This is a genomic window from Vogesella perlucida, assembly GCF_979366545.1.
In genome coordinates this window covers 63193-80758 of sequence record NZ_CEETRO010000008.1, presented here as the reverse complement: position 1 = coordinate 80758, position 17566 = coordinate 63193, and the positions used below count along the sequence as shown (strand labels likewise).

Here is a 17566-nt window from a genome sequence, read left to right as displayed (position 1 = left end):
CTAGCCCCCCGTGACTGGTGGCAGAATCCCCACCTCGGCCCCTGGCGGAATGTCAGCCTCGCCACGCACCACCTGCTGGTTCACCACCAGGCGAAACACCTGGCCCTCGGCCAAGGCCTGCGCCCAGCTATCGCCACGGGCACGCAGCTGGGCCAGCAAGGCGGCCGTACTGCCGCCCGCCCACGGCAGTTGTTCTTCACTACACCCGGCGGTGTCTTTCAGGCGGCCAAAATACAGTACGCGTATGTTCACTTGTTCTCCTTCAGCCAGCACAAGACAAAATCGGCGATGGCATCGGTATGGTTCAGCGGCAGGCAGGGGACGGGCAGGTCGAGCGCCGTATCACTGGCTACCGCCATGATGTTCGGATCGTCCGGCTGTAGCAGCGGTTTGCCCAGCGCGGCGCGGTATACCTCTATTTTCGGGATGGGTAGCCACTTCTGGCCTTCCAGCACCACCAGGTCTACCGGTTGCAGCCTGGCCAGCTGCGCCGCCAGATCGGGCGGTGTGGCAAGGTCTTCATAAACGGCCAGGCCCTGCTCGCCCAGCAGCATCACCTGCGCAGCACCGGCAACCCGGTGCCGGTAGCTATCCTTGCCCGGCGTATCAAAATCCAGGCGGTGGTGGCTATGCTTGATCACCGACACCTGCAGGCCGGCCTGACACCAGCGCGGCAACAGCTGCTCCAGCAAGGTGGTCTTGCCACTGCCAGACCAGCCGGCCACACCCAGTACTGTTTGCATGTTCATGCTTTCTTGCCATAAAGCCGGGGCAGGCTCAGCGCGTGGCATGGCGCAGCAGCTGCACGCTGGCCAGCCCCAGGCCCGTCATCAATAAAGAGCCAGCCAGATGGCTGCCGATATGCGCCAGCGCCCAGGCCCAGCGCCCTTGCTGCAGCAGCGTGACCGACTCGGCCGAAAAGGTGGAAAACGTGGTGAGCCCGCCCAGAAAACCGGTGATCACAAACAGCCGCCATGCTGGTGCCAGCTGAGGGTTGGCTGCAAAAATGGCCAACGCCACGCCGATCAGGTAGGCACCGATCAGGTTGGCCACCAGGGTGCCGGGCGGCAGCGCGGGAAACAGCGCATTCAGCGACACAGACAGCAGCCAGCGCAGCACCGCACCCAGCGCCGCACCCACACTGATAGACAAAATGGCCAGCACACGCACACCCCGGCAATGAATCAGGCTGCCACTTTAGCCCAGCATGGCCTGCGCCGCCAAGCCAGCAGCAAAAAGCCCTGCTGCATAGCAACAGGGCTTTGGTTTGATGCGGCCAACCCGCCACGCTGCGTTAGTCGCGATATACCGCCGGCTGGCCGGTGACCGCGGCCATCACCGCCAGCTGAATATCTTCCGACATCAGCATGGCCGCGTTCCAGTTGGCCACGTGGTTCAGGCCGTCGGCTACGCTGTGGTCGCGACTGTAGTTCAGCACTTCTTTGGTGCCCTGTACCGCCAGCGGCGATTTGGCGGCAATGGCCGTGGCCATGTCCATGGCGGCGGCCAGCACGGCAGCCGCATCGGGCAGGACACGGTTCACCAGGTGCAGGCTGGCAGCCTCGGCCGCTTTCACGTCTCGCGCGGTCAGCGCCATCTCGCGCGCATTGCCCTCGCCTACCACGCGCCCCAGGCGCTGCAGCGTACCCACGTCGGCCACCATGCCCACGTCTACCTCGCGCACGCTGAACACGGCGTTTTCGGCAGCCAGGCGGATGTCTGCGGCCAACACAATATCCAGCGCCCCGCCGACACAAGCGCCATGAATGGCGGCAATCACCGGCTTGCGGCACAGCTCCAGGCTGCTGACATTGGCCTGCAGCCCCAGGATGATGCGGCGCAGCTTGTCACGCTTGCGCGCCTCGCAGGCATCCTCGATAGCGCTTTGCATATTCATCAGCATGGACAGATCGATACCAGCGCAGAAATGCTTGCCATTACCCGACAGCACCACGGCGCGCACACCGGGCTCGGCATCACACCATTCCATGGCCTGCTGCAGCTCTTGCCACATGGCCTCGTTCAGCGAGTTGGCTTTGTCCGGGCGGTTCAGCGCCACATGCGCCACGGCACCGTGTTGCGTCAGCTGCAAGGTGGTGTAGCTCATGCTCAGGCCTCCTTGCGTTTCTTGGGCACCCAGGCCCATACCATCTCGCACACGATGGGCGATTCACCCGATTCGTCGGTCACCACCACATCCACCAGTACGTCGCCTTTGTCTTCCACAAACATGCGCTGTACCTGGTCGGCATTCAGCGTGGCCACGGCGCGCATATCGCCCTGGGCGCGCTTGTAGTAGCTGACCTTCATGGATTTGAGCAGCATCAGCTTGTCGTCCGGCACGTTCATGCCCACCACAAAGCCCGACGCGGTTTCGGCCAGCAGCGCCATGGCAGCGGCGTGCAGGCCTTTAATATGGTTTTGTACCTTTTTGCGGTTTTTTACGCTGACCACCATGCGCTCGCGGCCAACTTCCTCGAACACCAGGCCGGCGGTACCCAGAAACGGTACAAACTTGCCAAACATGCGGGTAATAACCCAGGAACGCATCCCGGCCGGCAGGCTGGCGGTTTTGTCCACCATACGGCACATACTGTTTTTTGCTGTTGTCATGATTGCCCTTCTCGTGTTGTCGATGGCTGCTCGGGCAGCCTTATAAACGGGGCGAGGCTATGGCCAGCCCGCCTCCTTGATTACGCCTGCGCCATGCCCAGCAGCAGGCGGATTTGCTGCTTTACCTCGTCCAGCGCACTACCGTCCAGCCGTGCCAGCTGCAGGCTACCCTGCATGGCGGCAAATACAATGGTGCCCATGCCTTCCGGCGTGCCCACGTAATGCATGGCCCCCGCTGCCTGGCCACGGCGCACGATATCCACCGCCCAAGTGCGCATTTCTTCTACAAAACTGGCGGTACTCTGGCGCATTTCCGGCGGCAGCGTGTGCAGCTCGGCCGACAGGATGCCGCTAGGGCAGATTTGCTGCTTGTCATAGTAGGCATCCGCCAGGGAAAAGTAGCGGTCCAGCTGTGCCGGCGGCGGCAGCTCGGCCTGCGCCTCGACATAGCGGGCAAAGCGGCGGCGGTAGCGCTCGATCAGGGCCACGCCAAGGTCGGTTTTCTTGGGGAAATGGTAGTGGATGGCAGCGTTGCGCACCCCCAGCTCACCGCTAATGTGTTGATAGCTAAAGGCATTGAACCCGCGCGAGAGCATCAGCACCTCGGCCAGGTCCAGGATTTTCTTGCGCGTATCGGTACGGGCATCGGTTTCAGGCTTCATGCCGCGACTCTACTTACTGGTCAGTAAGGTGTCAATCCGGCCACCGCCAGCCATGGACAGGCATGCCGAATACGTTATGATGGTGGCCAAATTGCCTGATTACACGCGGTAAATTCAATGAAACTCAAGTTCAGCAAAATGCACGGCCTGGGCAATGACTTTGTGGTCATTGATGGCGTACGACAAACCGTCACCCTGACAGCCGACCGCCTGCGCCAGCTGGGAGACCGCCATCTGGGCATCGGCTTTGACCAGCTGCTGCTGGTAGAAGCCCCGCAGTCGCAAGAAAACGATTTCCGCTACCGCATTTTCAACAACGACGGTAGCGAGGTAGAACAGTGCGGCAACGGCGCGCGCTGTTTTGTCAAGTTTGTTACCGAACAACGCCTGTCCAACAAGCGCGCCATCCGCGTGGAAACCGCGCGTGGCGTGATCGTGCCAGAGCTGGGCGAAGGCGGCCTCATTACGGTAGACATGGGCGCACCGCGGTTTGCACCGCTGCAAATTCCTTTTGTGGCCGAGGGCGATGCCATTACCCACCCGTTGCAAGTGGGGGACGAATCTATCGACATCACCGTGGTATCGATGGGGAACCCGCACGCCGTGCAGGTAGTCAGCCATGTAGATACCGCGCCGGTCGCCACGCAAGGCCCGCTCATCGAACACCATAGCCGCTTCCCGGAGCGCGTTAACGCCGGCTTCATGCAGATTGTTGGCCGCAGTGAAATCCGCCTGCGCGTCTACGAGCGTGGCGCAGGCGAAACCCAGGCCTGCGGCACCGGCGCTTGCGCCGCCGTGGTAGCGGGCATACGCCGCGGCCTGCTGGACAGCAAGGTAACCGTACACACCCGCGGCGGGAAGCTGCAGATCGAATGGCTGGGCGACGGCCACCCGGTACGCATGACCGGCCCGGCCGTAACGGTATTCACCGGCGAAATCGAAGTCTGACGCGGCCAGGTGCTGCGGCAGATCAACGCTGCCACCGCGCCCGGCGTGTAGCGTGCCGTCACCCCCAACACTGTTTTGCAAAGGAGTGCTGTAGTGGAAGCTGATGACGTACTGGCCTATCTGGACGCCAACCCGGACTTTTTATCCAGCCACGCCCTGCGCTACGGGCTCAAGCCGGTACAAGACCGCGTGGTCTCGTTTGCCGACCGCCAGCTGCTGGACCTGAAAGACCGCAACCGCCAGCTGGAAGCGCGCCTGACCCAGCTGGTACGCCACGGCGAGCAAAACGACCAGACCCTGGCGCGCACGCACAAGCTGAGCCTGGCCCTGATGAAAGCCGGCAGCGTGGACGAGGTGCACAGCGCCATCCTGCAGGTATTTGCCGAACACTTTGGCCTGAACCGCGTAGCCGTGCGGCTGTGGCACGACGCCGCTGCCGACACCGGGCTGTACAACGCCCGCCAGGATGTGCGCCTGCTGGCGGGCAACCTGTCTGCACCCTATTGCGGCCCGTACGCCAACGACGAAATCATCAGCTGGTTCCCGGCCGTACCCGTGCTGCAATCGTTTGCGCAGCTGGCCCTGCGCGAAGGCACCGAGCCGTTCGGCATGGTGGTCATTGCCAGCGACGACGCCCAGCGCTTTACCTTTGACATGCAAACGCACTACCTGGCGCAAATGGGCGAGCTGATCTCGCTGGCCATGCTGCGCGCCCTGAAAGCATGAGCCCTACCCTGTCCAGCGCACTGCTGCTGTTACCCCTGGTGCTGTACACCCTGCACGCACTGTGGCGGCTTATCGCCAGCGACAGCCTGCCGGCGGTGCTGAGCTTTGCCCTGTCGTACCTGGTACTGGGCCTGCTGTGCCGCCTGGCCCTGCCTACCTTGCCCATGGTGCCGGTCTGGCTGCCTTTCCTCTACCCTTATGCTTGGGCTGGCGTGGGGGCGCTGCTGCTAGCGCTGGCTACGCTGAAGGTTGGCCGCAACGGGCTGCGGCTGGAAGGCATACCGCCGCTGTTGAGCATCTATGTGCTATCCCAGCTGTGCATGCACGCTGGCGTGCTGCTGCTTACGCCACTGCTGTCCGGCCGCCCGGCGCAGGCCTACACCATGCTGCCGCCGCTGGTCGCCACCGGCGCCTACCTGATCTACCGCCTGTGCCTGAAACTGTGCCGCGGCCAACACGGCTTTTCCTGGCTAGCCGTCGTCGCCGCCACGCTGGCCGCCCCGCTCCTGCTGGGCTGGATGGCCGAGCTCAGCGTACCGCTGATGCTGCGGCATTTCTGATAACGGTAGCCACCATGAAAAAACCCGCCTTGGCGGGTTTTTTCATGGCTTTGCACACATCGCAAGCAGGGTCAGGCCGGCGCTTTCAACACAGTGCCGTCGGCGTCCAGTACGGTCAGGCTGACCGGAATCGCCGCAGCCACACTCTGCGTTACCGTGCAGAAGTCTTCAAAGGTATCCAGCAGGCGCGACAGCTGCGCCTGGCCAGCTGCCGGCGTACCGCAGCGTAGCGTCACCGTTATACCCAGCACACGCAGGCGGTTTTGCGCATTACGGCCAATCTCGGCACTGGCCTCGCAGCTGAGCGGCTCCAGGTTGATGCGGTACTTGCGAGCGGCAAACAGCAGGCTGGCACTCAGACAATTAGCCACCGCCCCCACCAGCAGCTGCGATGGCGAGGGGCCGGTATCGCTACCCAGTGGCGCCGGCTCGTCTGTGACCAGCGTATGGCCGCCATCGAAATGGTTGTCGAAGCGGTAGTTTTCCAGCTGAGTCAGTGTGACACGGGCATGGTCGGACATGTGCTCTCCTTGCTTACAGCGTGCGCCCCACTACGGCCGCCAGTGGCCGCAGCGTCGCCAGCAGTTCATCCAGTACGTCCGGGGTAATCGCCTGCTCGGCGTCGCACCAGGCTTGTTGCGGGTCGTTGTGCACTTCCAGCAATAGACCATCAGCACCCGCAGCAATGGCAGCGCAGGCCAGCGGCGCCACCAGGCTGGCGCGCCCGCCGGCATGGCTGGGGTCCACCAGCACCGGCAGGTGGGTTTCGCGTTTCAGCAGCGGGATGGCGCTGATATCCAGCGCATGGCGGCTAGCGGTATCGAAGCTGCGGATACCGCGCTCGCAGAAGACGATATTGTGGTTGCCGCCCACCGCGATGTACTCGGCAGCCATCAGCCACTCGCTCAGCGTAGACGCCACACCACGGTGCAGCAGCACCGGTTTGTTGATGCGGCCAACCTCTTTCAGCAGCTCGGCGTTTTGCATATTGCGCGGGCCGATCTGGATCACGTCTACGTCGTATTCCAGAAAAGTATCCAGCTGGCGCACGTCCAGCAGCTCGCTCACCATGGGCATGGCCTGGATACGTGCAGCCTGCTGCAAATACCCCAGCCCCGCCTCGCCTACGCCCTGAAAGGCATACGGGCTGGTGCGTGGCTTGTAGGCGCCGCCACGCAGCAGGCTCACGCCGCTGTGGCGCAGGCGGGCAGCCAGTGCCTGCATCTGCGCTGCGCTTTCGATGGCGCTGGGCCCGGCTATCAGCTGGATGGCGCTACCGCCCAGCTGCACGCCGCGCACTGACACCACACTATTGTCCGGTTTGACCTCGCGCGAGACGATGCGGTAGTCCTTCAATACGCGAATGGCACGTTCCACGCCGGGCATGGTTTCAAACATATCCGCAGACAGCACGCGCTCATCGCCCACCGCACCGATAATGGTACGCTCGGTGCCACGCGACAGGTGTTCGGCCAAACCGGCAGCGCGAATCTTGGCCACCACCGCATCGATATGGGCGGGGTTGGCCCGGCCGTGCATTACGATAATCATGCCGCGCTCCGGCTAGATGTTGTCATGCGACAGCCACTTGCCCTCGGGCGCACCACGGTAGTGGTTCATGGCATCCAGCAGCTCGGGCAGCGTATCGGCCACCACAAACAGCGACAGATGGCTTTCTCGTACAAAGCCCTCGTTTACGCCGTGTTTCACCATGGCCAGCAGGGGGTCAAAGAAACCATCCACGTTCAGCAGACCGATGGGTTTGCTATGCACCGACAGCTGCGCCCAGGTCAGCATTTCGAACAGCTCGTCGTAGGTGCCAAAGCCACCCGGCAGCGCAATGAAGCCGCCGGACAGGTCTTCCATCAGCGCCTTGCGCTCGTGCATGGTTTGCGTGACATGCAGCTCGGACAGGCCATGGTGCGCAACTTCTTTTTCTTTCAGAAAGCCGGGAATCACGCCCACCACACGGCCACCTGCGGCCAGCGCCGCGTCGGCGGCCTCGCCCATCAGGCCGATATTGCCGCCACCATAAACCAGGGTAATGGCGCGGGCCGCCAGGGTGCGGCCCAGCTCTTGCGCAGCGTGGGTGTAGGCAGCGCGGGTACCGCTATTGGAACCGCAGAACAGACAAACAGACTGGATGCTCATGAGATGCTTTCTATCGGGCCGCCTGCCGGCAGCCCAGTCATTACAGTACGGCTTGCGGGTAGGCGCCCAGCACTTTGACAAACGATGTGCGCTCGCCCAGGCCTTTCAGTGCCTGCGCGATATTGTCGCTGCTGTGGTGGCCTTCCATATCGATAAAGAACACGTAGTCCCACAGCCCGGCACGCGACGGGCGTGACTCGAACTTGGTCATGGACACACCGTTGGCCGCCAAGGGTTCCAGCAGCGAGTGCACCGCGCCCGGGCGGTTTGGCGCCGAGACAATAATGGAGGTTTTGTCCTGCGCGGTCTGCCCCACTTCCTGATGGCCCAGCACCAGGAAACGCGTGGTGTTGTTGGGCTCGTCTTCGATGTTCTCGGCCAGCTTGGCCAGGCTGTAACGCTCGGCAGCGGCCTGGCCGGCGATGGCGGCGCAGTCGGCATCTTCTGCGGCCAACCTGGCGGCTTCCGCATTACTGGCTACCGAAATGCGCTCCACGTGGGCCGGCAGGTTTTTGTTCAGCCACTCGTGGCACTGTGCCAGCGCCTGGGCGTGGGCGTACACGCGGCGGATACCATCCATGGCCGGTGCATTGCGCAGCAGGTGGTGGTGGATGCGCAGCACCACTTCGCCGCAAATCTTCAGCGGGGTGCTCACCATCAGGTCCAGCGTGCGGCCAACTGCGCCTTCGGTGGAGTTTTCTACCGGTGCCACCACGTAGTCCAGCTGGCGCGACTCTACCAGGCGGAACGCCTCGTCTATCGACGCACAGGCCACGGTGCGGGCAGCGTGGCCAAAGTGCTTGAGGGTGGCCAGCTGGGTAAAGCTGCCTTCCGGCCCCAGGTAGGCAATGGACAGGGGTTTTTCCAGCGCCAGGCATTCGGACATGATTTCACGAAACAGGCGGGCCACGGACTCGCCCGGCAACGGGCCGGGGTTCAGCGCCTTGATGCGGCGCAGTACCTGCGCTTCGCGCTCGGGGCGGTAGATAATGCCGCCGCCCTTGATTTCGCCGATGTCGCGCGCGTGCTGCGCACGCTGGTTAAGAAGATGCAGAATGTCGACGTCGATCTGGTCGATAGCGTCACGATGGAGCTTGAGGAGGTCTTCAGACACGATTCAGAGGTCTTTCAGGATGACAAATTGGCCTTTTCCGATAGGATAAGTTTCCGCGAGATAGCCATGTGTCGCAAGCACTGCCGCAATAAAATCCGCGCACTCGGCAGCATGCGACAGGGCATTATCCATCACCACCAGCCCGCCTGGCGCCAGAATGCGGGTAATTTCCGGCCAATAACCCTGATATCTTGCGCGATCGGCGTCCAGAAACAGCAAATCTACCGACTCGTCATTGGCGTCGGCCAGCAAGGAAAACGCATCGCCCGTACGCAGGCTCACCACATCGTGCAGACCAAAGGCATCCAGCGTGGCACGCGCCAGCGCGGTTTTGTGTGCCGAGCTGTCTACTGTCAGCACACTGCCCTTGTGCGCCTTGGCTGCCAGGCCCAGCCACACAGTGGAAAACCCGTTGCTGGTGCCGATTTCCAGCACGGTACGCGCGCGGCGGCTGCGGGATAGCTGGTAAAGGAATTTGCCGGTGTCCGGCGTGATGTTCAGGCGCTTTTCGCGCCGCTCGCTGTGGCTGGCGTCAAAGTGCTCGCCCTCCTGCCACAGCTGCTGCAAACGCTGCAGTATCGATGGTGTCAGCATGGCCCACCCCTTTCATTAAGCATACCCGCCTAGTGTAAGGGCAAAGCCACGGCTGTGCAGCGCCATCAGAAGCAGCTGGCGATGGTATTACCGAGGCCCACGATAAAAGCGGGCCGGCCATAAGCCCACAAACCCAGCAACAGTACCGTGAACAGGCCGGCGGCCAACAGCAGCCTCATGCTTGCGCACCGGCCACTGTCACCGGCACTTCTTTGACCGGCAGGTTGGCCGCAGCAGCCATCAAACCCAGTGCGATAGCCATGCCCCACACGATGTCGTAGCTACCGGTACGGTCATAAATCAGCCCGCCCAGCCACACGCCCAGAAAGCTGCCCACCTGATGCGAGAAAAACACCGCACCCGACAGCATGCCCAGGTTGCGCACGCCAAACAGGCTGACAATCACGCCGTTGGTCAGCGGCACGGTAGACAGCCACAAGAAGCCGATAGCCGCAGCAAACAGCCCCACCGACACGCTGGAAAGCGGTGCCAGCAGGAAAGCCACAATCACCACGCTGCGCGCAAAGTAAATACCCGCCAGCAAATACGGCTTGGGGTAGCGCCCGCCCAGCTTGCCGGCGGTGTAGGTGCCGCCGATATTGAACAGGCCGATCAGCGCCAGCGCCATGCTAGCCACGCCACCGGCCAGGCCGTGGTCGCGCAGATAGGCGGGCAAGTGCACACCGATGAACACCACCTGGAAACCGCACACAAAATAGCCGGCCATCAGCAAACGGAAAGAGCGCTGCTGCCAGGCCTGGGCAAACGACGCCACCATCCCCTGCCAGATGCTGCCCGTGGCCGCCGGCACCGGCTGTGCATTGCGGTAGGCGCGAGCCATGGGGGCAGCCAGCGGCAACAGCGCCGCCGCCATGCCCGCCAGAATCAGCAAGGCTGGGATCCAGCCCAGGCTATCAATCAGCCCGCGCTCGATAGGCACCATCATGAACTGGCCAAACGAGCCGGCAGCCGCAGTGATGCCCATGGCGCTGGAACGCTGCGCGTCCGGCACGGCGCGCACAATCACGCAAAACACCACGCTATAGGTGGTACACGATAGCGCCAGCCCCAGCAGCAGGCCGGCCGAACCAGACAGCAGCCAGCCGGTGCTGGACACAGTCATCAGCACCAGGCCCAACACGTACAGCAAGCCACCAGCCAACAGCACCTTGCCCGGCCCGTGGCGGTCGGCAAAGGCCCCGGCAAACGGCTGCGTGGCACCCCACACCAGGTTTTGCAGGCCCAGCGCCAGGGCGAAGGTTTCGCGCGTCCAGCCAAAGGCCTGTGTCATGGGCGGCAGAAAAAACCCGAAACCATGGCGCACGCCCATGCTGATCGACACGATCGCACCCGCAGCCAGCAATAACAGGGTGAGTGGGGATAAGGTACGCATGGGCATTCTCCGTAAGGGTAGCCAACATCATGCGACATAATGCCGCAGCAAAGCCAGCCACGCGGCGCAAACAGTCTTGTCTGCGGAGTGAACAACGGTGCTCATGGCAAACAAAAACCCCTTCCTGGCGGGAAGGGGCTTTGCGTTAACCGGCCGCACCGGCGTGCGGCCAACCTTTGGCGTGATCAACCGTGCTGGCGGGCAAAGTCCAGCATGAAATGCACCAGCGCCTTCACGCCTTCGATCGGCATGGCGTTGTAGATGGAGGCACGCATGCCGCCTACCGAGCGGTGGCCTTTCAGCTGTACCAGGCCGTTTTTCTTGGCTTCGGACAGGAACTGCTCTTCCAGTGCCTCATCTTTCAGGCGGAATACCACGTTCATCTTCGAGCGGTACGGCGCGTCGATATGGCTGTAGTAGAAACCGTTGCTGCTGTCGATGGCGTGGTACAGCAGGCCGGCTTTTTCTTCATTACGCGCCGCCATGCCTTTGATGCCACCCTGGGTTTTCAGCCATTTGAACACCAGGCCCGCGATGTAGATCGGGTAAGTCGCCGGGGTGTTGTACATGGAGTCGGCGTCGGCGTGCACCTGATAGTTCAGCATGGTAGGCGTTTGCGGCTGGGCACGGCCCAGCAGGTCTTCGCGCACGATGACCACGGTGAGGCCGGACGGGCCGATGTTCTTCTGTGCGCCCGCGTAGATCAGGCCAAACTTGGACACATCGATCTCGCGCGACAGGAAGTCGGACGACATGTCGCACACCAGCGGCACGCTGCCGGTGTCGGGGATGGCACTGTATTGCAGGCCGCCGATAGTTTCGTTGGAGGTGTAGTGGAAGTACGCCGCATCGGCGCGGCACTGCCAGGTATCGACTGCCGGCACGGTAGCGTAGTGGCGGTCGGCGCTACTGGCCACCACATTCACCTGGGTATAACGCTTGGCCTCTTTTACCGCCAGGCGCGACCAGTGGCCGGTATCCAGCACGTCGATCACACCGTCCGCCGGTGCCAGATTCAGCGGCACCATGGAAAACTGCTGCGACGCACCGCCCTGCATGAACAACACTTTGTAGCCGGCGGGAATCTGCAGCAGCTCGCGCAAGTCTTGCTCGGCGTCGTGGATGATTTCCATGAACTCTTTGCCGCGGTGGCTCATTTCCATCACCGACATGCCGGAACCGTGCCAGTCCAGCAACTCGGCTTGCGCCGTGGCCAGAACTTCGTGCGGCAGTACTGCGGGGCCAGCCGAAAAGTTGTACACCTTTGCCATGTCAGACCTCTGTCTCTTTGTCTCTGATAATGAAAAAGCCACGCGCGCAGCGTGGCTTTGTGTCTAGCTGCCGGTGCTGAGCAGAAAATGCGCTCGCGCTACCGCCACCGGCTTCTTGCGGTCTTCCTGCCATGCCTCAATCAACACGTGCGCCACCCGCTTGCCCTGCTTGGTAATCTCGCAGCGGGCATACAGTGTTTGCGCGCGGCCGCTGCGCAGGTAGTCCAGCGAAAAATCCACAATCTTGGGGGCTTCCTGCGATTCGCGCCCCCACATCAGGTGCAGCAGCGCGGCGTTTTCCAGAAAGCCGCCAATCAGCCCGCCATGCAGCGCAGGCAGGGTGGTGTTGCCGACATTGCGCTCGTAAAACGGCAACGAAAACAACAGCTCGCCATCGTCGCCTTCGCCAAATTCCACGCCCATCAGGCGGGCATACGGCACGGAGGCAATCACCTCGGCGTAGCGCTTTTCGTCACGCAGGCGGTCGAAGGTTTCCATGAACTGGCTCATGGCTTGTCCTCCACCTGCAGCATGGGTTTGGGGTTGGAGCCGCGCATGAAGGTGGCCACGCCGTGGGCAATCGGGTCATCCGGTGAATCGTGATAGCACACGGCGCGGGTAAAGGCGATCTGGCTGGCCATGCGATAGCATTCTGCCGTGCAGTAGATCGCTTTGCCGGGGGTAGCCGCCTTCAGGTAGTCGATGCGCAGGTCCAGCGTGGCGATGGTTTCGTAGTCCTGCATATTGGCCGCCACCGATACCGCACTGGTGGTGTCGACGATGGAGGTAATCACCCCGCCGTGCACCACGCCGGTGGCGGGGTTGCCTACCAGGTCTTCGCGCCACTGTACCCGCAGCGTTGGCTTGCGGCCAACGGTACCCAGGTATTCAAAGCCCAGGGTGCGGCAATGCGGCAAGCTGACAAACAGCTCGCCCATCGCCTTCAGCACCTCGGGGTTGGCCGCATCGGCATGACTCATTCGGCCGCGCCCTCGCCTGCCTCGGCGGCCGGTGCTGCGCCTTCTTCGGCTACCAGCCCGGCACCGGCTTCTGCCTCGCCACTGTCTTCGCTGCTGTCTTCGCTTTCGGCCACTTTCACCAGGCACACCAGCTTCTCGCCTTCGTCCAGGTTGATCAGGCGCACACCTTGGGCCGAGCGGCCGGTTTCGCGGATCTGGTCTACCTTGGTACGGATCAGCACGCCGCCGGTGGTGATCAGCATCACGTCGTCGCTGTCTTCCACCAGGCTGGCCGATACCAGGCCCAGGCCGGTTTTGTCGGTGAGGTCCATGGCAATCACGCCCTGGGTACCACGGCTGGTCTGGCGGAATTCACCCACGCGGGTACGTTTGCCGTAACCACCATCGCTGGCGGTAAGCACCTGCTGCTCATCGCTATTGGCCACCAGCAGCGAAATCACCTGCTGGCCGTCGGCCAGCATCATGCCGCGCACGCCGCCAGCGGTACGGCCCATGGCACGCACATTGGCTTCGTCAAAGCGCACGGCTTTGCCGGCGTTGCTAAACAGCATGACCTGGTCGCTACCGCTGGTCAGGGCCACGCCCACCAGGGTGTCGCCTTCGTCCAGCTTCACGGCAATGATGCCGGCGGTACGCGGGCGGCTGAAGGCCTCCAGCGGCGTTTTCTTCACGGTGCCGTTGCCGGTACACATGAATACGAACGGGCCTTCAACCTTGTCGCTCACCTCGGCGTCGTCGTCCAGCTCCGGCTCGTTACCGGTGAAGGCTTTGACTGGCAGCATGGCGCTGATTTTTTCGCCATCCTGCAACGGCAGCACGTTGACGATGGGCTTGCCACGGCTGGTCCGGCCGCCTTGCGGCATGTTGTACACCTTGATCCAGTAGCAGCGGCCAAAGCTGGAGAAGCACAGCACGTAGTCGTGGGTGTTGGCCACGAACAGGGTATTGATGAAGTCGTCGTCCTTGGTAGCCGCGGCCTGTTTGCCACGGCCGCCACGGCGCTGCGCCTGGTAGTCGCCCACCGGCTGCGCTTTCAGGTAGCCGGTATGCGACAGGGTTACCACCATTTCCTGCGGGGTAATCAGGTCTTCTATGTTGATGTCGCCGCCGAATGGCTCGATCTCGGAGCGGCGCTTGTCGCCGTATTGCAGGCGGATAGCAGTCAGCTCGTCGTGGATGATCTGGTTGATGCGTTCCGGGCGCGCCAGGATGTCGATCAGGTCCAGAATGGTTTCCATGATCTCGCGGTATTCGCCCACGATCTTGTCTTGCTCCAGGCCGGTCAGGCGCTGCAGACGCAGGTCCAGAATGGCCTGGGCTTGGGCTTCGGACAGGTAGTAGCCGTCTTCGTGCAGGCCCAGGTTGGCCGCCAGGCCTTCCGGGCGGGCCTGGCTCTGATCTACGCGGGCCAGCATGCCTTCCACCAGCTCGGAGCGCCAGGCGCGGCCCAGCAGGGCGGCCTTGGCTTGTGGCGGGGCTTCGGATGCCTTGATCAGCGCAATAATGTCGTCCACGTTGGACAGCGCCACGGCCAGGCCTTCCAGGATATGACCGCGTTCGCGCGCTTTGCGCAGCTCGAAAATGGTACGGCGCGTAACCACCTCGCGACGATGGCGCAGGAATTCGTCAATGATCTGTTTCAGGTTCAGCAAGCGCGGCTGGCCGTCGACCAGGGCCACCATATTGATACCGAAGCTATCCTGCAGCTGGGTCAGCTTGTACAGGTGGTTCAGTACCACTTCGGGCATTTCGCCACGTTTGAGCTCGATCACCACGCGCATACCGGATTTGTCCGATTCGTCGCGCAGGTCGGAAATGCCCTCGATCAGCTTTTCGCGTACCAGCTCGCTGATGCGCTCCAGCAGGCGGGCCTTGTTCACCTGGTACGGGATCTCGTCCACAATGATGGCCTGGCGGTCGCCCTTGCCGATGTCTTCAAAGTGCACACGGGCGCGCATGATGGCGCGGCCACGGCCGGTGCGGTAGGCTTCCTTGATGCCGGCGGTACCGTAGATGATGCCGGCGGTAGGGAAATCTGGCGCCGGGATGATGTCGATCAGCTCGTCGATGGTCATCTCGCTATTGGCCAGCAAGGCCAAGCAGCCATCGATGACTTCGCTGATATTGTGCGGCGGAATATTGGTCGCCATGCCCACGGCAATACCGGAGCTGCCGTTAATCAGCAGGTTCGGGATGCGTGCAGGCAGAATCAGCGGCTCGTGCTCGGAGCCGTCGTAGTTCGGCCCGAAGTCGACGGTTTCCTTGTCGATATCGGCCAGCAGCTCGTGCGCAATGCGCGCCATGCGGATTTCGGTATAACGCATCGCGGCGGCGTTATCGCCATCCACCGAGCCAAAGTTACCCTGGCCATCTACCAGCGGGTAGCGCAGGCTGAAGTCCTGCGCCATACGCACGATGGTGTCGTACACCGCGCTGTCGCCGTGCGGGTGGTATTTACCGATCACATCACCCACGATACGGGCAGACTTCTTGTAGGCACGGTTCCAGTCGTTCGACAGTTCGTGCATGGCAAACAGCACGCGGCGGTGTACCGGCTTCAGGCCGTCGCGCACGTCCGGCAGGGCACGGCCCACGATGACGCTCATGGCGTAATCGAGATAAGAACGACGCATCTCCTCTTCGAGGCTGATGGGAAGCGTTTCCTTGGCAAAAAGCTGGTCGGTCATGGAAATCCGTATCAGAGGCAAAAAATATCGCCCATTCTACCACAAACCCATGTCCGGCAAGCCCTGGCGGCGCGCAGCGGGCATGCAAAAATAGCGCAAGCGCTTTTTGCAGCACATTGCACAGCCCGCACCATGCAAAAGCCCCCTGGCCATCGCAACAGGGGGCTTCTTTTGCCTGGCAGCCGCTTAGCGCGTGCCGATGTGCAGCTTTTTCTCCAGGCGGGAAATACCCCACGCCATCAGCATGGTCAGCGCCAGGTAAATGAACGAAATCGTGAGATACGGCTCCCAGTAGCGCGAATACACCCCAGCTACCGTACGTGCCGCGTAGGCCAGCTCGGCCAGACCGATGGCCGACACCAGCGAGCTGTCTTTCAGCAGCATGATGGCCTCGTTGCCCAGCGGTGGCAGCATGCGGCGGAAAGCCTGCGGCACAATGACAAACTTCATGGTCTGGCCATAGCTCAGGCCTAGCGAGCGCGCGGCCTCCATCTGGCCACGGTCAATAGACTGAATGCCGGCACGGAAAATCTCGGTGATATAAGCACCTGCATTCAGCGTCAGCGCCAGCAGGCCCGACAGGAAGGCACCATAGTTCTGACGCAGGTCACGCGCCAGCTCGCCGTCGATCAACACGCCATCCACCGGGTGAATCAGCATGGGCATCAAGGCAAAATGCACCAGCAAAATTTGCACAAACAGCGGCGTGCCACGGAAAAATGCCACATACGCAGCAGAAGGCCAGCGCACGCCAAACTTCAACACATACTTGGCCGCACCATGTTTGGCCTCTGCCAGACGTGCCATACCCATAAACAGACCGATCAAGGTACCCAACACCACGGCAACCAGGGTAATACCTACGGTCATCTTTGCACCTTCAACAAACAAAGGCGCGTAATCGGCAATCATGCCCCAACGGAAATCCATGCTCTGCTCCCGGCTTTATAAAAAGAAAACGGCGGATCTGCCCGCAGACCCGCCGCTGCCCGTTTTGTTATTTGGCGCCGAAGTATTTATTGAAAATCTGGTCGTACGTACCATCAGCCTTGATGGCTTTCAGGCCGGCATTCACCTTGCCAAGCAGCTCGGTATTGCCTTTTTTCACAGCAAAACCGTAGTACTCGGGGGCAAAGCTCTTGGTATCTTCTACCGTGGTCATGCCGTGTTGCGGGTTGTTTTTAACGTAGTTGATTACCACGCCGTTATCACCTACCGCCGCATCCACACCACCGGTTTCCAGCTCTTTCAGCGCCAGTGGCATGTTTTCAAAGCGCTTGATATTCGGATTGGTCTTGCCTAGCAGTTTTTGCACCACTTCATCACCGGTGGTACCGGTCTGCACGGCAACTTTTTTGTTTTTCAGGTCCTGGAAGGTTTTTACGTCCGAGACACCTTTGGCCACAGCAATCAGCTGACGCGCTTCAAAGTACGGATCAGAAAAATCCATGCTCTGCTTGCGCTCGTCGGTAATGGTAATGGCCGACGACAGGATATCGCGATCGCCCTGATCCACCGTGGCAAACATGCCCTCCCATGGGGTATTGATGAACTTCACCTTGAAGCCACCCTTGGCTGCCGCAGCGCTGAGCACTTCGACATCAAAGCCGACAATTTCACCTTTGTCGGTCTGGAATTCAAACGGTGCATAGCTGGCATCCGTGCCCACTACGTACTCTTTGACATCCCCCCCAGCTGCAGACGCTTCTGCCACAGGCGCCGAAGCCCCGGCTGCCTCTGGTGCTTTCTGGCCGCAGCCAGACAAGGCAAAAGCAGACAACAGCATACCTGCCAGCAATGTTCTTCTCGTTTGTTTCATCCCTAATCTCCTTGATTTCCTGCGCTGAACCCATTTCCTTTTGGGATT

Annotated in this window: 21 protein-coding genes; 3 read left to right on the top strand and 18 right to left on the bottom strand. The window is 61.7% G+C overall.

Annotation, left to right across the window (positions count from 1 at the left end):
• From ACZ9XP_RS12620 to ACZ9XP_RS12595, 6 genes are all read right to left on the bottom strand, one after another.
• Positions 1-252, bottom strand: a complete 252-nt coding sequence (locus tag ACZ9XP_RS12620; RefSeq protein ID WP_147687779.1) for a MoaD/ThiS family protein — start codon at positions 250-252, stop codon at positions 1-3.
• Positions 249-749, bottom strand: coding sequence for a molybdopterin-guanine dinucleotide biosynthesis protein B (gene mobB / locus ACZ9XP_RS12615; RefSeq protein WP_147687777.1), 501 nt, complete (start codon positions 747-749; stop codon positions 249-251). Before mobB ends, ACZ9XP_RS12620 begins: the two co-directional genes overlap by 4 nt.
• Before the next feature lie 28 nt (positions 750-777).
• Positions 778-1164, bottom strand: a complete 387-nt coding sequence (gene crcB, locus ACZ9XP_RS12610) for a fluoride efflux transporter CrcB (RefSeq protein ID WP_147687775.1) — start codon at positions 1162-1164, stop codon at positions 778-780.
• 130 nt (positions 1165-1294) lie between these two features.
• A complete protein-coding gene (locus tag ACZ9XP_RS12605) occupies positions 1295-2107 on the bottom strand; it encodes a crotonase/enoyl-CoA hydratase family protein (protein ID WP_147687772.1) in 813 nt (270 codons plus the stop codon).
• A 2-nt stretch (positions 2108-2109) separates the two neighbouring features.
• Positions 2110-2613 (bottom strand): DUF4442 domain-containing protein, encoded by a 504-nt coding sequence (locus tag ACZ9XP_RS12600; RefSeq protein ID WP_147687770.1) that lies wholly within the window; start codon positions 2611-2613, stop codon positions 2110-2112.
• A gap of 80 nt (positions 2614-2693) precedes the next feature.
• The gene (locus tag ACZ9XP_RS12595) at positions 2694-3275 is read right to left on the bottom strand and encodes a TetR/AcrR family transcriptional regulator (RefSeq protein WP_147687769.1); all 582 of its coding nucleotides are present in this window, start codon (positions 3273-3275) and stop codon (positions 2694-2696) included.
• A gap of 117 nt (positions 3276-3392) precedes the next feature.
• On the opposite strand from ACZ9XP_RS12595, the gene dapF reads away from it, so the two are divergent.
• The 3 genes from dapF (at position 3393) to ACZ9XP_RS12580 (ending at position 5509) form a co-directional block, all read left to right on the top strand.
• On the top strand, positions 3393-4223 hold the full coding sequence (dapF, locus tag ACZ9XP_RS12590; protein ID WP_147687767.1) for a diaminopimelate epimerase: 831 nt from the start codon (positions 3393-3395) through the stop codon (positions 4221-4223).
• A 93-nt stretch (positions 4224-4316) separates the two neighbouring features.
• Positions 4317-4949: a DUF484 family protein gene (locus ACZ9XP_RS12585; RefSeq protein WP_147687765.1), complete on the top strand. Its 633-nt coding sequence runs from the start codon at positions 4317-4319 to the stop codon at positions 4947-4949.
• Complete coding sequence (locus ACZ9XP_RS12580; protein WP_147687763.1) at positions 4946-5509, top strand: hypothetical protein; 564 nt, start codon at positions 4946-4948, stop codon at positions 5507-5509. The genes ACZ9XP_RS12585 and ACZ9XP_RS12580 overlap by 4 nt, the downstream gene beginning before the upstream one ends.
• Before the next feature lie 71 nt (positions 5510-5580).
• Here the strand turns inward: ACZ9XP_RS12580 and ACZ9XP_RS12575 are convergent, their stop codons facing one another.
• From ACZ9XP_RS12575 to ACZ9XP_RS12520, 12 genes are all read right to left on the bottom strand, one after another.
• The gene (locus ACZ9XP_RS12575) at positions 5581-6030 is read right to left on the bottom strand and encodes an OsmC family protein (RefSeq protein ID WP_147687761.1); all 450 of its coding nucleotides are present in this window, start codon (positions 6028-6030) and stop codon (positions 5581-5583) included.
• Positions 6031-6043: 13 nt separating this feature from the next.
• Complete coding sequence (aroF, locus tag ACZ9XP_RS12570) at positions 6044-7060, bottom strand: 3-deoxy-7-phosphoheptulonate synthase (RefSeq protein ID WP_465188546.1); 1017 nt, start codon at positions 7058-7060, stop codon at positions 6044-6046.
• A 12-nt stretch (positions 7061-7072) separates the two neighbouring features.
• Positions 7073-7660 (bottom strand): LOG family protein, encoded by a 588-nt coding sequence (locus ACZ9XP_RS12565; RefSeq protein ID WP_017508300.1) that lies wholly within the window; start codon positions 7658-7660, stop codon positions 7073-7075.
• A 40-nt stretch (positions 7661-7700) separates the two neighbouring features.
• Positions 7701-8774: a prephenate dehydratase gene (gene pheA / locus ACZ9XP_RS12560; protein WP_147687757.1), complete on the bottom strand. Its 1074-nt coding sequence runs from the start codon at positions 8772-8774 to the stop codon at positions 7701-7703.
• A gap of 3 nt (positions 8775-8777) precedes the next feature.
• Positions 8778-9368 (bottom strand): O-methyltransferase, encoded by a 591-nt coding sequence (locus ACZ9XP_RS12555; protein WP_147687755.1) that lies wholly within the window; start codon positions 9366-9368, stop codon positions 8778-8780.
• 175 nt (positions 9369-9543) lie between these two features.
• Positions 9544-10761 carry an MFS transporter gene (locus tag ACZ9XP_RS12550; protein WP_465188545.1) on the bottom strand — a complete coding sequence of 406 codons (1218 nt, stop codon included), beginning with the start codon at positions 10759-10761 and terminating at the stop codon, positions 9544-9546.
• A 185-nt stretch (positions 10762-10946) separates the two neighbouring features.
• Positions 10947-12032, bottom strand: a complete 1086-nt coding sequence (gene serC / locus ACZ9XP_RS12545; RefSeq protein WP_147687751.1) for a 3-phosphoserine/phosphohydroxythreonine transaminase — start codon at positions 12030-12032, stop codon at positions 10947-10949.
• A 63-nt stretch (positions 12033-12095) separates the two neighbouring features.
• Positions 12096-12542, bottom strand: a complete 447-nt coding sequence (locus ACZ9XP_RS12540; protein WP_147687749.1) for a PaaI family thioesterase — start codon at positions 12540-12542, stop codon at positions 12096-12098.
• Complete coding sequence (locus ACZ9XP_RS12535) at positions 12539-13012, bottom strand: PaaI family thioesterase (RefSeq protein WP_147687747.1); 474 nt, start codon at positions 13010-13012, stop codon at positions 12539-12541. Before ACZ9XP_RS12535 ends, ACZ9XP_RS12540 begins: the two co-directional genes overlap by 4 nt.
• Positions 13009-15699 carry a DNA gyrase subunit A gene (gyrA, locus tag ACZ9XP_RS12530; protein WP_465188544.1) on the bottom strand — a complete coding sequence of 897 codons (2691 nt, stop codon included), beginning with the start codon at positions 15697-15699 and terminating at the stop codon, positions 13009-13011. Before gyrA ends, ACZ9XP_RS12535 begins: the two co-directional genes overlap by 4 nt.
• A gap of 186 nt (positions 15700-15885) precedes the next feature.
• The gene (locus ACZ9XP_RS12525; protein ID WP_147687743.1) at positions 15886-16629 is read right to left on the bottom strand and encodes an amino acid ABC transporter permease; all 744 of its coding nucleotides are present in this window, start codon (positions 16627-16629) and stop codon (positions 15886-15888) included.
• Positions 16630-16696: 67 nt separating this feature from the next.
• Positions 16697-17518 (bottom strand): basic amino acid ABC transporter substrate-binding protein, encoded by an 822-nt coding sequence (locus ACZ9XP_RS12520; protein ID WP_147687741.1) that lies wholly within the window; start codon positions 17516-17518, stop codon positions 16697-16699.
• Positions 17519-17566: the final 48 nt, after the last annotated feature.